Origin of the sequence: Streptomyces sp. NPDC046870 (genome assembly GCF_040704595.1) — a bacterium.
Classification (GTDB): domain Bacteria; phylum Actinomycetota; class Actinomycetes; order Streptomycetales; family Streptomycetaceae; genus Streptomyces; species Streptomyces argyrophylli.
In genome coordinates this window covers 273,151-285,865 of sequence record NZ_JBEYXM010000006.1, presented here as the reverse complement: position 1 = coordinate 285,865, position 12,715 = coordinate 273,151, and the positions used below count along the sequence as shown (strand labels likewise).

Annotated in this window: 9 protein-coding genes; 1 reads left to right on the top strand and 8 read right to left on the bottom strand. The window is 73.4% G+C overall.

Annotated features, from left to right (window positions below; genetic code table 11):
- Positions 1–10: 10 nt before the first annotated feature.
- The 8 genes from cobA to AB0946_RS16685 all read right to left on the bottom strand — a co-directional run bounded on the left by cobA (position 11) and on the right by AB0946_RS16685 (position 11,818).
- On the bottom strand, positions 11–1,243 hold the full coding sequence (cobA, locus tag AB0946_RS16720) for a uroporphyrinogen-III C-methyltransferase (RefSeq protein WP_366761331.1): 1,233 nt from the start codon (positions 1,241–1,243) through the stop codon (positions 11–13).
- Positions 1,244–1,384: 141 nt separating this feature from the next.
- A complete protein-coding gene (gene cobT / locus AB0946_RS16715) occupies positions 1,385–5,749 on the bottom strand; it encodes a nicotinate-nucleotide--dimethylbenzimidazole phosphoribosyltransferase (protein WP_366761330.1) in 4,365 nt (1,454 codons plus the stop codon).
- Positions 5,750–6,139: 390 nt separating this feature from the next.
- Complete coding sequence (gene cbiE, locus AB0946_RS16710; RefSeq protein ID WP_366761329.1) at positions 6,140–7,369, bottom strand: precorrin-6y C5,15-methyltransferase (decarboxylating) subunit CbiE; 1,230 nt, start codon at positions 7,367–7,369, stop codon at positions 6,140–6,142.
- Positions 7,370–7,457: 88 nt separating this feature from the next.
- Positions 7,458–8,096, bottom strand: a complete 639-nt coding sequence (locus tag AB0946_RS16705) for a GNAT family N-acetyltransferase (RefSeq protein WP_366761328.1) — start codon at positions 8,094–8,096, stop codon at positions 7,458–7,460.
- Positions 8,097–8,257: 161 nt separating this feature from the next.
- On the bottom strand, positions 8,258–9,079 hold the full coding sequence (locus tag AB0946_RS16700; protein WP_366761327.1) for a MetQ/NlpA family ABC transporter substrate-binding protein: 822 nt from the start codon (positions 9,077–9,079) through the stop codon (positions 8,258–8,260).
- A gap of 20 nt (positions 9,080–9,099) precedes the next feature.
- Entirely contained in the window at positions 9,100–9,930 is an 831-nt protein-coding gene (locus AB0946_RS16695) for a MetQ/NlpA family ABC transporter substrate-binding protein (protein ID WP_366761326.1), read from the bottom strand.
- A gap of 119 nt (positions 9,931–10,049) precedes the next feature.
- Positions 10,050–10,787 carry a methionine ABC transporter permease gene (locus AB0946_RS16690; protein ID WP_366761325.1) on the bottom strand — a complete coding sequence of 246 codons (738 nt, stop codon included), beginning with the start codon at positions 10,785–10,787 and terminating at the stop codon, positions 10,050–10,052.
- Positions 10,784–11,818 (bottom strand): ATP-binding cassette domain-containing protein, encoded by a 1,035-nt coding sequence (locus tag AB0946_RS16685; RefSeq protein ID WP_366761324.1) that lies wholly within the window; start codon positions 11,816–11,818, stop codon positions 10,784–10,786. Before AB0946_RS16685 ends, AB0946_RS16690 begins: the two co-directional genes overlap by 4 nt.
- Positions 11,819–12,355: 537 nt before the next feature.
- Between AB0946_RS16685 and AB0946_RS16680 the strand changes: the two genes are divergently transcribed.
- A complete protein-coding gene (locus AB0946_RS16680) occupies positions 12,356–12,715 on the top strand; it encodes a hypothetical protein (RefSeq protein WP_171158062.1) in 360 nt (119 codons plus the stop codon).

Here is a 12,715-nt window from a genome sequence, read left to right as displayed (position 1 = left end):
CGGGCCAGGGTCAGGCCACCGGCGCGGGGCCGACCCGCACCACCTCGCCGATGACGATGACCGCCGGGGGCCTCACGTCCTCGGCGCGGACCGTCTCGGCGACCGTGGCCAGGGTGGCGTCCACGCGCCGCTGGGCGGCGGTCGTCCCCTCCTGCACCAGGGCGACCGGCGTCGCGGGCGACCTGCCGTGGGCGACGAGCGTCTCGGCGATCTTTCCGATCTTGTCGACACCCATCAGGACCACCAGGGTGCCGGTGAGCCTGGCCAGCGAGGCCCAGTCGACCAGGGAGCGCTCGTCGTCGGGTGCCACATGGCCGCTGACCACGGTGAACTCGTGGGCGATCCCCCGGTGCGTGACCGGGATGCCGGCCGCGCCCGGCACCGAGATCGAGCTGGAGATGCCCGGGACCACCGTGCACGGGATGCCGGCCTCGGCGAGCGCCTGGACCTCCTCCATGCCCCGGCCGAAGACGAACGGGTCGCCGCCCTTGAGCCGCACGACCGCCTTGCCCTGCTTGGCGTGCTCGACGAGCGCGTTGTTGATGGCCTCCTGGGCCATGTACCGGCCGTACGGGATCTTCGCCGCGTCGATCACCTCGACGTGCGGGGGGAGTTCGGCGAGCAGGTCGCGCGGGCCGAGCCGGTCGGCGATGACGACGTCCGCCTCGGCGAGGAGGCGCCGGCCGCGGACCGTGATCAGGTCCGGGTCGCCCGGGCCGCCGCCGACCAGGGCCACGCCCGGGGTGCGGGTGCGGTGGTGCGGGGCGACGAGGGTGCCGTCGCGCAGGCCCTCGACGACCGCGTCCCGGATGGCCGCGGTGTGCCGCGGGTCGCGGCCCCGCGCGTGCGTGGTGAGCACGGCGACGGTGACGCCCTCGCTGTGACCGGTCGCCGGGGTCCAGGCGGTCGCCTGGTCGGCGTCGTCGGAGCGGACGCACCAGACGCGGTGACGCTCCGCCTCGGCGGAGGCGGCCGTGTTCGCCGCGGGGTCGCTGGTGGCGATGAGGGCGTACCAGGCCTCGGCGAGGTCGCCGTCCGCGTACCCGCGCCGCACCCAGGTGATCTCGCCCGCGTCCGCCATGGCCTCCACCGAGGGGGTGGCCTGCGGGGAGACGAGGACGATGTCCGCGCCGGCCGCGATGAGCGCCGGGAGGCGGCGCTGGGCGACCTGGCCGCCGCCGAGGACGACCACGCGACGGCCGGAGAGGCGGAGACCTACGGGGTAGGCGGGGTGTTCGGCCATGAGGGACGGCTCCTCGTGCAGCTGTGCGATGGGCGCGCTGCACCTTCGGAGCGGCCCTGACGTGCAGATTTTAAGCGGAGGGCAGGGCAGGGGACACGGGTGGTCCGGAAGCTGAACACCGGACCACCCGTGCCGCCGGGCCTACTTCTCCGTGACCCCCGCCGAATCGAACGTGGCCACCTCGTGCATGGCCCGCGCCGTGCTCTGCACCAGCGGCAGCGCGAGCAGGGCGCCGGTGCCCTCGCCGAGCCGGAGGTCCAGGTCGACCAGGGGGCGCAGACCCAGCTTGTTCAGGGCCGCCACGTGGCCCGGCTCGGCGCTGCGGTGACCGGCGATGCAGGCCGCGAGGACCTCCGGGGCGATGGCGCGGGCCACGAGGGCGGCCGCGCCGGCGCTCACTCCGTCCAGGATCACCGGCGTGCGCAGCGAGGCGCCGCCGAGCAGCAGGCCCACCATCGCCGCGTGCTCGAAGCCGCCGATCGCCGAGAGGACGCCGATCGGGTCGGCCGGGTCCGGCTGGTGGAGTTCCAGGGCACGGCGGACGACCTCCGTCTTGCGGGCGAGCGTCTCGTCGTTGATGCCCGTCCCGCGCCCGGTCACCTCGGCCGGGTCGGCGCCGGTGTACACGGAGATCAGCGCGGCGGAGGCGGTGGTGTTGGCGATGCCCATCTCCCCGGTGAGCAGGGCCTTGTTGCCGGCCGCCACCAGGTCGCGGGCGGTCTCGATGCCGACCTCGATGGCCGCCCTGGCCTCCTCGCGGGTCATCGCGGGGCCGGTGGTCATGTCGGACGTGCCGCCGCGGATCTTGCGGGGCAGCAGGCCCGGGGTGGCCGGCAGGTCGGCGGCGACGCCGACGTCGACGACGCACACCTCCGCGCCGACCTGACTGGCGAAGGCGTTGCAGACGGCGCCCCCGCCGAGGAAGTTGGCCACCATCTGGGCGGTGACCTCCTGCGGCCAGGGGGTCACGCCCTGGGCGTGCACGCCGTGGTCGCCGGCGAAGATGGCGACGGCGGCGGGCTCCGGGATCGGCGGCGGGCACTGCCGGGACAGCCCGCACAGCTGTGCGGAGATGATCTCCAGCATGCCGAGCGCGCCGGCCGGCTTGGTCATGCGCTTCTGGCGCTCCCACGCCTCGCCGAGCGCCTTGGCGTCGAGCGGGCGGATCTGTGCGACGGTCTCGGCAAGCAGGTCGTGGGGTTCCTCTCCGGGCAGGGCGCGGCGGCCGTACGTCTCCTCGTGCACCACCCAGGACAGGGGGCGTCGCTTGGACCAGCCGGCCTGCATCAGCTCGGGCTCGTCCGGGAACTCGTCGACGTACCCGACACACAGGTAGGCGACGACCTCCAGGTGCTCGGGCAGGCCGAGCGCGCGGACCATCTCCCGCTCGTCGAAGAAGCTGACCCAGCCGACGCCGAGGCCTTCGGCGCGGGCGGCGAGCCAGAGGTTCTCCACCGCGAGCGCCGAGGAGTAGGGCGCCATCTGCGGCTGGGTGTGACGGCCGAGCGTGTGCCGGCCGCCGCGGGTGGGGTCGGCGGTGACGACGATGTTGACCGGGGTGTCGAGGATGGCCTCGATCTTCAGTTCCTTGAACTGCTTGGCCCGGCCCTTCGGCAGCGACTTGGCGTACGCTTCGCGCTGCCGCATCGCCAGTTCGTGCATCGTCCGCCGGGTCTCGGCGGACCGGATGACGACGAAGTCCCAGGGCTGCGAGTGACCCACGGACGGCGCGGTGTGCGCGGCCTCCAGGACCCTGAGCAGCACCTCGTGCGGGATGGGGTCGCTGCGGAAGCCGTTGCGGATGTCGCGGCGCTCGCGCATCACCTTCAGGACGGCCTCGCGCTCGGCGTCGGCGTAGCCCGGCGCGGCGGGGCCGGCGGACTGTCGTGCCTCCGCCACCGGCGCCGTGTCCTCTTCCTGGTCGGCGCCCCTCGTCCGCAGGTCCTCCGCGTGCTGGACGAGATCGGGGGCGGGCGCGGGGTCCGGCTCGCCGTCACGGGGTGCGGGCACGACGAGGGGGTGCGGCGGGGTGGGCGCCAGGTGCGGGGTGGTGGGCACCTGTCCCTCCACCGGCACGAACTCCCCGAGCGGCTGCGGCTCCGCGCCCGCCGGGAGCCCGGAGGGCAGCGGCTGCTCCGGGTCCTGCGCGGAGTCCTGCGGGTGCGGGGCGTCGGGTACGGCGGCGGCCGGCTGCGGGGCGGCCGGAGCGTCGGCGGCGTGCGGGACGCTCTCGGCGAGCTGCGGGCCTTGGAGCACGGCCGGCTCGGCCACCCCTACGGCCCCGGCGGCGCCGTCGTCGGCGGACGGGACGGGCACGGGGCCCTGCCCGGCGGCGGCTGCGGGTACGGCGGTCTGCGCCGGGTCGGCGTGGGGTGCCTCCGCGGCGGCCGGGACGGCCGGCTCCGGCGTCTGGACGCCGTCACCGTGCGGTGCCTCCGCGACCGGTGCGGCGGGCTGCGGTGCCTGGGCGGCCGTGGGGTGGGCGGCGACGGAGGGCTCGGCGACGGCCGGTTCGGCGCCGTCGGCGGTCACCTGGACGGGCACGTCCTGAGGCTGGACGGTGGCCGCTTCCCGGGTCGCGGCCGGGTTCTGGGCGGCAACCGCGTCGGCGGACTCCACCACGCTCCGGGGCGTGACGGCGGCTTGGGCTTCGGCGGACGCCTGGGCTTCTGCCGGAAGGTGAGGCTGTGCGGCGTCGGCGGCGTGCGCGACGGCACCCTGCTGCGTTTCCGCGCTCTGCGGCCGGCCGGCGGCCTGCTCGGCGCCGGTCGGCTGCACGGGGGCGGCGAGCTGGGCGGCCTCGGCGGCCTGCCCGGCGGCGGCCTGCGGCACCTCGGCGAGCTGCACGCCGCTGGGAACCTGGACGGCGTCGGCGAGCTGCTCCGCGCCAGTCGGCTGCGCGGGGTCGACGGGCTGGGCCGCGTCGGCGACATGCCCGGATTCCGCGGCCTGCGGCACCTCGGCAACCTGCACACCATCCGCAGCCTGCACCGCGTCAGGAGCCTGCCCGACGACAGCAGCCTGCGCGGGAGCTACGGGCTGGGCCACCGCGGCGGCGTGCGCGACGTCAGCGGACTCCGCGACGACCTGCTCCCCGGCGACGACCTCTTCGACGCCGGCAACCTGACCGGCCTCCGCGGCCTGCACAGGCTCGGCAGCCTGCACGGGCTCCTCACCCTGCACGGGCTCGGCGAGCTGCACCGCTTCGGCAGCCTGCGCAACCTCAGCGGACTCCGCGACGACCTGCTCCCCGGCGACGACCTCCCCGGCGCCGGCGACCTCCCCGGCCTCCGCGGCCTGCACAGGCTCGGCAGCCTGCACAGGCTCGGCAGCCTGCACGGGCTCGGCGAGCTGCACCGCTTCGGCAGCCTGCGCAACCTCAGCGGACTGCGCGACGACCTGCTCCCCGGCGACGACCTCCCCGGCGCCGGCAACCTGCCCGGCCTCCGCAGCCCGCACAGGCTCGGCCGGCTGTACGCCGTCGGCCGCCGCCGGTGTCGTCGGCTGAGCCGCGTCCCCGGCGGCTTCCTGGGCCGCGGCCCCGGCGACGGCGACCGCCTCCGCGGCCCCCTCGGCACCGGTGGCCTCCGAGGGCAGCGCGACGGTCGGTGCGGCCTGTGCCGGCGCCGTCCCGTCCGGAACGCTCTGGGCCTCCGGCGTCGGGGGCACCTCGTGCGCCGGCCCCGGCGCCGCCTCGGCGGCCGGTACGGCAACGGGCGCCGCGTCGGCGACGGCCCCTTCGTCACCGGAAGCCGCGCCCTGCGGAGCAGCCTCGGCGGCCGGCGCCGCCGGTGCCGTGTAGACCCCGTCGTGCGCGTGGGCCGGCTGGACCCCGTCGTGACCGTGGACGACCTGCACATGGCCGGTGTCGGTCGGGGACGGCGCCTGGCCGGTGAGCCGGGCCACCGCCGCCTGGGCCGCGTCGGACGGGCCAACCGTTTCGGCAGCCGGCGCCTGGGGAGCGACCTGTGCCGCGCCCCAGGGAGCCGCGCTCTGCGGAGCCGCCTGCGCCGGGGCTTCGAGGTATTCGGGGCCGCTCGCCGCCGGTCCGGGCTGCCGTACCGGCGCTCCCGCGGGACCGCGGTCGGCGAGGGAGCGGACCGGGCTGGCGGAGGTGTCGGGGATCGGCGGGCCGAGGTGCAGCGGGCGGCGCGGCGGCTGCGGGGCGGCCGCCGGGTCGTGCGGCGCCGAGAGGATGGGCGACGGCGGCACCGACGCCGGACCCGAATCGGGCAGGCGGACACCGCTGAGGTCGACCGAGCCGCTGTCACGTCCGGCCGTCTCGTGCGGGCCCGGCTCGTGGACGGCCTCCACCACCGGTTCCGGAGCGGGTGGCGGCACCTCGTTGCCCCACGCGCCCTGGGCACCCGGCAGCAGCAGGTCTTCGTCCTCGGCGGGAGCCTCGGAGAGGTAGGTGTACGCGCCGTGCGCGGGGACGCCCGGCTGCTCCACCATGCCTGCGCTCTCCGGCTGCCCCTCGCCCGGGACCTGGCCGGTGTCGGTCATGCGTACCCCTCGCCCATCGGTTAGTGCTCCTACGACCAGCTCACCCGGAACGGCGCACCGACCGCCCGCAGTGAAGAACGAGCGTCCGTGCCCAGCGGCACGAACGACCCGCCGGAAAAGGCGACAAAGCCATTCAGTGGCATTGTCCCGGTCGTCGTGCCGTCGCGACAGCAAGATCCGCGACAGCCCGTTGTGGACTGCGCCACGTTGCGCGTCCTCCGGTTCCGCCGTACCACACCCACCCCAAAACGGGCGTGCGTTCCGGACATTGGTGAACGAAGTTCGGCCCACCGGTGCGGTACAACGATCGGCCAGCCTACCGCGCGCGGTACGACAACAGGATCACGGGGCGCGGTCCGGCCGTCCCGTCCGCCGCCCGACCGTCACCCCTCAACGAGGCGCTTCGCGCCGCCGCAATTCCCCGCTGAGCAGGAACGCCACGTTCCGCTCGGTCTCCGTCCAGGCCAGGGTGTCGAGTTCGACGGACTGGAGCAGGGCGCACTCGACCCGGTATCCGTGCTCGGTCAGGTCGCGGCCGACGCGTTCGGCGACGTCCCGGGTGGCGGCGTGCGTGACGATCCGCTGAGGGCGCCGGTCGGCGACCGCGGAGACGACGGCCGGTCCCCCGCCGCCGACCCGGACGACGTCCGGTTCGTGCAGGTTCTCGAGGACGTGCGGGGCGCTGCCGTGCACGATCTGGAGCTGGACGCCGAAGCGGCGCGCGGCGTTCTCGGTGCGGGCGCAGGCGGCCGGGTCGTGGTCGACGGCGATGACGGCCGCGCCGGCGCGCGCGGCCTCGGTGGCGAACGCGCCGCTGCCGCAGCCGATGTCCCAGACGAGGTCGCCGACGCGCGGGCCGAGGCGGGCGAGTTGGGCGGCGCGCAGCAGCTGGTTCTCGCCCTCGCCGAGACCGCCGGCCGGGCCGGCACCGTAGCTCTCGTCGGGCTGCACCCAGCCGCGCGGTCCGGCGCCCGGGTCGCGTCCGGCGATCCAGCCCCCGCCCTCCTGCGCGCCGGCCGGTCCGCCGATGACGATGACGACGTTGGGGTCGCGCCAGGTGTGGTCGGCCGCCTTGTCGGAGGTGACGACGCTGACCTGTTCCCGTTCGGTGCCCAGTTCCTCGCAGATGACGAAGGTGCGGTGCACGCCCTCCAGCAGGAGGCCGAGTTCGGCGGGGCCGGCACCCGGCGAGGTGAGGACGGCGACCTTGGTGTGGGCGCGGCAGACGTTCACGGCCCGGCGCAGGCTGCGCGGATGGGCGACGACGACCTGGGCGTCGTCCCACGGCATGCCGGCACGGGCGAAGGCCGCGGCGACGGAGGAGACGGCGGGGACCACCTCCACCTCCAGGCCGAACTCGGGGGCGCGCAGGGTGCGCACGACACCGAAGAAGCCGGGGTCGCCGTCGGCGAGCACGACCGCGGTACCGCGGTGGGCGGCGATGCGGCGCGCGGCCAGGGCGAGGCTGCCGAGGCGGACGCGTTCGGCGGTGGGCGGGAGTTCGGGCAGCGCCAGGTGGTGTGCGGCGCCGGCCACGAGGGTGGCGGCTGCGAGGGCGGCCCGTGCCGCGTCGGTCAGCGGCGAGCCGTCCCAGCCGATCACCGTGACCCGGTCGGCCATCGTCGTCAGTCTCCAGTGGTTCTGCGCGGGTCTTGGGGAGGGAGCCCGAAGCGGGCTCCGTGAGAGTACCTGGTGAAGCCGGGGAAGCTCAGTTCCAGTCCGAGTACGACGTGAAACCCCCGGTGTCGGCCGGCTGCTCGCCGACCCCGGCGAGGTCCTCCGGGAGCAGGCTCCAGACGATGACGTCCGTGCGCACCTCGGTCCAGGTACCGTCCCCGGTCCTGGCGCGGGCTATCCAGGCGTTGCGCAGGACGCCCTCGCTGATGCAGCCGATCTTCTGGGCCACCTGCTGGGAGGCGGTGTTGTCGGCGGCGGTGCGCAGTTCGAGCCGTTCGAACTTCTGGTCGTGGAACAGCCACTGCGCGATGGCGAGGACGGCTTCGGAGGCGTAGCCCTCGCCGCGCGCCCAGGGGGCGATGACGTAGGCGATCTGGCTGGAGCGGACGCGCCAGTCCGTGTTCCTCAGGTGGACGACGCCGACGAGCCGCTGGGTGAGGAACTCGGTGACGGCGAGGACGATCCCGCGCCCCGCGGTGCGTTCGCCCGGGGCGACGCGGGTGATCCACCGGTGGGCGTCGGCCTCGGTGTACGGGTGCGGGACGGTGGTCCAGGCGACGACCTGTTCGTCGTTCATCATGTCCGCCAGTGCGGGCGCGTCGTCCTCGTCGAGGGGGCGCAGCACCAACCGCTCCGTGCTGATGGAGATGTTGGGGAAGGTGCTCGTCATGCGCCGCTCCGTAACCTTCGGAAATTCCTCGAGAGACGGTCAGGACCGTCAGGTCTGCTGAACTGCCCAGCATGCAGCATGGAACCACTGAACCGCACGACGGGGTCCACACCCGGTGAGGGTGTGGACCCCGTGCGTCGCGAAACGCCGTGTGCGTGCCGTCAGCCTCCGGTCGTCGGCAGGACGGACCCGTGGTACTTGTCCTGGATGAACCTCCGCACCTCGGGCGAGACGAGCAGCTTCGCGAGCTTCCTCACCCGTGGGTCGTCCTCGTGGCCGCGCTTGACGGCGAGGAGGTTGGCGTAGGGGTTGTCCTTCGCCGACTCCAGGAGGATCGCGTCCTCGGTGGGGCTGAGGCCCGCGTCCTGGGCGTAGTTGTTGTTGATGACCGCGGCGTCCACGTCACCGAGCGAGCGGGGCAGCTGGGCGGCCTCCAGCTCGCGGATCTTCAGGTGCCGGGGGTTGGACGTGATGTCCGCGGGGGACGCGTCGGCGCCGGCGCCGGCCTTCAGCTCGATGACGCCGCCCGCGGCCAGCAGCTTCAGGGCGCGCCCCTCGTTGGTGATGTCGTTCGGCACGGCGACGGTGGCTCCGTCGGCGAGCTCGGTGACCTTGTTCACCTTGTGGGAGTAGACGCCCATGGGCGGCAGGTAGGGCTTCACCACGGAGACGAGGTCGGTGCCCTTGGACTTGTTGAAGTCGTCCAGGTAGGGCTGGTTCTGGTACAGGTTCGCGTCCAGCTCGCCCTCCTGGAGGGCGGTGTTCGGCAGGACGTAGTCCGTGAACTCCTTGATCTCCAGCTTCAGGCCGGCCCCGGCGGCGAGGTGGTCCCTGACGTAGGTGAGCACCTCGCCGGCCGGGACGGCGGTGGCGCCGACGACGAGGGTGTCGTCCGTGCCACCGCCCTTGCCGGAGTCCGTGCCGGAGCCGCAGGCGGTCAGGCCGAGGGCCAGGGCCGCCACGGCGATGACGGACATGCGCATCGTTTCGGTCCCCTCAGGGCTCAGAAGGACGGGATGACCGAGCCCTGGTACTTGTCCTCGATGAACTTCTTGACCTCGGGCGAGGTGAGGAGCTTGGCGAGCTTCTTCACGCGCGGGTCCTTCTGGTTGCCCTCCTTGACCGCGAGGAAGTTGCCGTACGGGCTGTTCTTCGCGGACTCCAGGACCAGGGCGTCCTTGGCGGGCTTGATGCCGGCGGAGATGGCGTAGTTGCCGTTGATCACGGCCGCGTCCACGTCGTCCAGGGAGCGCGCGGTCTGGGCCGCCTCGACCTCCTTGAACTTGAGGTCCTTGGGGTTCTTGGTGATGTCCTGGGGGGTCGCCTCGGTGCCGACGCCGTCCTTGAGGGCGATGAGCCCGTTGGCGGCGAGCAGCTTCAGGGCGCGGGCCTCGTTGACGGCGTCGTTCGGGACGGCGATGGTCGCACCGCTCTTGAGGGCGTCGGCCTTCTTGACCTTGTGGGAGTACAGGCCGAGCGGCTCCAGGTGCACCGTGACGACGGGCGCGATGTGGGTGCCGCGCTTCTTGTTGAAGTCGTCCAGGTACGGCTGGTTCTGGAAGTAGTTGGCGTCCACCGAGCCGTCCTCGGTCGCCGTGTTCGGCGTGATGTAGTCGGTGAACTCCTTGACCTCCAGGTCGAGGCCCGCCTTCTTCGCCAGCTTGTCCTTGACGAAGTCCAGGATCTGGGCGTGCGGGGTCGGGCTCGCTGCGACGACCAGTGGGCCGCTGTAGTCGGAGGAGCCGGAGTCCTTGTCGGAGCCGCAGGCGGTGAGCCCGAAGGTGACGGCTCCGGCGGCGAGGACGGCGGTGGTGAACTTGGCGGTGTTACGCACGAAAAGTGCCTTTCCTTAAGGGTGGTGCGACCCCGGGTCGGGGGCTGTCGGCGCGGAGCGCCGTCGTTGCGGGGTGGTGGTCGGGTGACGGGTGGGCGGACGGGGTGTCCGGGGGCGGCTTACGCGACCTTGCTGACGTCGGCCGCCGCCGGCTCCTTGGCCTTGAGCAGGCGGAGCCTGGGCGCCGGGCCCGACCGGCCGCCCCGGCTGTACAGGGAGCGGGCCGCGAAGTCGCCGGCGAACTGGATGAGGGAGATGACGACGGCGAGGATCGCGACGGTGATCCACATGAGCTGGGTCTCGAAGCGCTGGTAGCCGTAGCGGACGGCGAGGTCGCCGAGGCCGCCGCCGCCGACGGTGCCGGCCATGGCGGAGTAGCCGATGAGGGCGATGAGCGTGGTCGTGGTGGAGGCGATCAGCGAGGGCAGGGCCTCGGGGATCAGGACCTTGCGGACGACCGTCCAGGTGTTGCCGCCCATGGACTGCACCGCCTCGACCAGACCGTGATCCACTTCGCGGACGGCCGTCTCGACCAGGCGGGCGAAGAACGGGATGCCGCCGATGGCGAGCGGCACGATCGCGGCGGTGGTGCCGATGGTCGTGCCGGTGACCCAGCGGGTGAAGCTCATCAGCGCGACCATCAGGATGATGAACGGCATGGACCGGCCGATGTTCACGACCTGGCCGACCACCTTGTTGGCGACGACGTTCTGGACCAGGCCGCCCCGGTCGGTGACGACGAGGAGGAGGCCGAGCGGGAGGCCGGCCGCGACGGCGATCAGGGTGGACCAGAGCACCATCGTCAGCGTCTCGGAACACGCCTGGGACAGCAGCGGCTGCATCTCGGACCAGGTCACTTGGCACCTTCCTTCACCAGCAGGGCCTCCTGGCCCACCACGTCGATCTGCAGGCCCTGTTCGCGCAGGAAGCCCACCGGCACCACGTTGTCCTCGTAGCGGCCGGGCAGTTCGATGCGCATGCGGCCGATCTGGAGGCCGCCGACGGTGTCGATGGCGGCGCCGAGGATCGATATGTCGATGTTGTAGGTGCGCGAGAGCTGGGAGATGACGGGCTGGGTGGCGGCCTCACCGTGGAAGGTGATGTCGAGGACGGTCCGGTCGCTGCCGGTGGCCTCGCCGCCGACGGGGAACAGCGCGGCGGCCAGCTCCGAGCCCGGGGTGGCCAGCAGCTCGCTGACCGTGCCGGACTCCACGATCCGGCCCCGCTCCATCAGGGCGGCGGAGTCGCAGATCGACTTCACGACGTCCATCTCGTGGGTGATGAGCAGGACGGTCAGGCCCAGCTGCCGGTTCAGGTCGCGCAGCAGCTGGAGGATGGAGCGGGTGGTCTCCGGGTCGAGGGCGCTGGTGGCCTCGTCGGAGAGCAGCACCTTGGGGTCGCCGGCGAGGGCGCGGGCGATGCCGACGCGCTGCTTCTGGCCACCGGAGAGCTGGGCGGGGTAGGCCTTGGCCTTGTCGGCGAGGCCGACCAGGTCGAGCAGCTCCAGCGCCTTGCGGGAGCGGGCCCGGCCGGACTGGCCGAGGATCTCCAGCGGCAGTTCGACGTTGTCCTGCACGGTCCGTGAGGACAGCAGGTTGAAGTGCTGGAAGACCATGCCGATCCGGCTGCGGGCCCGGCGCAGTTCCCTGCCGGCGCGCGGGCCGCGTCCGGCCAGGGCGGTGAGGTCCTGTCCGGCGACGGTCACGGTGCCGGAGGTGGGGCGCTCCAGCAGGTTGACGCAGCGGATGAGCGAGGACTTGCCGGCGCCGGACTGGCCGATGACGCCGTAGACCTCGCCTTCGCGGACGTGCAGATCGACGCCGTCGAGGGCGGTGACCTCACGGCCGCGGGAGCGGTAGACCTTGGTCAGGCCCGAAGTGGTGATCACGTGGGTTTCCGTCACTGTCGAGTACGCGGGCGCGGGTGTGCCCGGGCACGGGTGCATGCGGTTCCGGCATGGGGGAAGGGGTGTGCGTCTCGTACGGCCTACGGCGCACGGACATGCCAGGGGTCTCGCTTCGGGGGCGCGAGGCTCAGCTGATGCGGGGGCCCTCTAGAAGGCGCACATTCGACACATCAGGCGACACATACAACGAGCACCGGGCGTCAGGGTCGCCTCGGTCGCAAGGGTGCGGCAGCTCGTCGTGGTCATGTGAGAAGTAAAGCAGACGTACGGTCCTGACCAGCCGCCGCTGTCCGCATGCTGGACAGCGGCGGACAGCGGCGGTGGGACAGCCGTCCGGGCACGACGGCCCCCGCTCCCCCGTCCTTCACCAGTGCGGACAAGGGCGGCGGGGCCTCTGCGCCGGGCCGGCGTCCGGCTCGGCCGCCCGGTGCGTTGTGGCCAATGCCACGGTGGCCGCGCCGGACCGCGTACGGCGGGGGCGGGGACGATGGGCTGTTTCCGCCGTAATAGGGTCACGGCATGCTCAATGCCCTGACGCTGGTGACCGGGGTCGCCGCGCTGTTGCTCGCCGCCTGGTGCGGCTGGGCCGCCTACCGCGACCAGCCGACCAAGGACTGGCACTTCATCGGCATGGCCGTGGTGTCGCTGCTGGCCCTGGTGCAGCTGGTCATCGGGATCGTGGCGCTGGCGCGGGGCGAGAAGCCGGAGCAGGGCACGACGATCTTCGTGGCGTATCTGCTGGGCGCGTTCGCGTGCGTTCCGGCGGCGGGCTTCATGTCGCTGGCCGAGCGGAGCCGCTGGGGCTCCGTGACGGTGGCCGCCGGCGGTGTGGTGCTGGCCGTGCTGGAAGTGCGGCTCTTCGACATCTGGGGAGGCTGA

Bases quoted from the DNA above. Each gene is read 5' to 3' on its own strand.
- AB0946_RS16705 (WP_366761328.1), bottom strand. From the start codon at position 8,096: ATGACGAGCACCTTCCCCAACATCTCCATCAGCACGGAGCGGTTGGTG.
- cbiE (WP_366761329.1), bottom strand. From the start codon at position 7,369: ATGGCCGACCGGGTCACGGTGATCGGCTGGGACGGCTCGCCGCTGACC.
- AB0946_RS16680 (WP_171158062.1), top strand. From the start codon at position 12,356: ATGCTCAATGCCCTGACGCTGGTGACCGGGGTCGCCGCGCTGTTGCTC.
- AB0946_RS16700 (WP_366761327.1), bottom strand. From the start codon at position 9,079: ATGCGCATGTCCGTCATCGCCGTGGCGGCCCTGGCCCTCGGCCTGACC.
- cobT (WP_366761330.1), bottom strand. From the start codon at position 5,749: ATGACCGACACCGGCCAGGTCCCGGGCGAGGGGCAGCCGGAGAGCGCA.
- cobA (WP_366761331.1), bottom strand. From the start codon at position 1,243: ATGGCCGAACACCCCGCCTACCCCGTAGGTCTCCGCCTCTCCGGCCGT.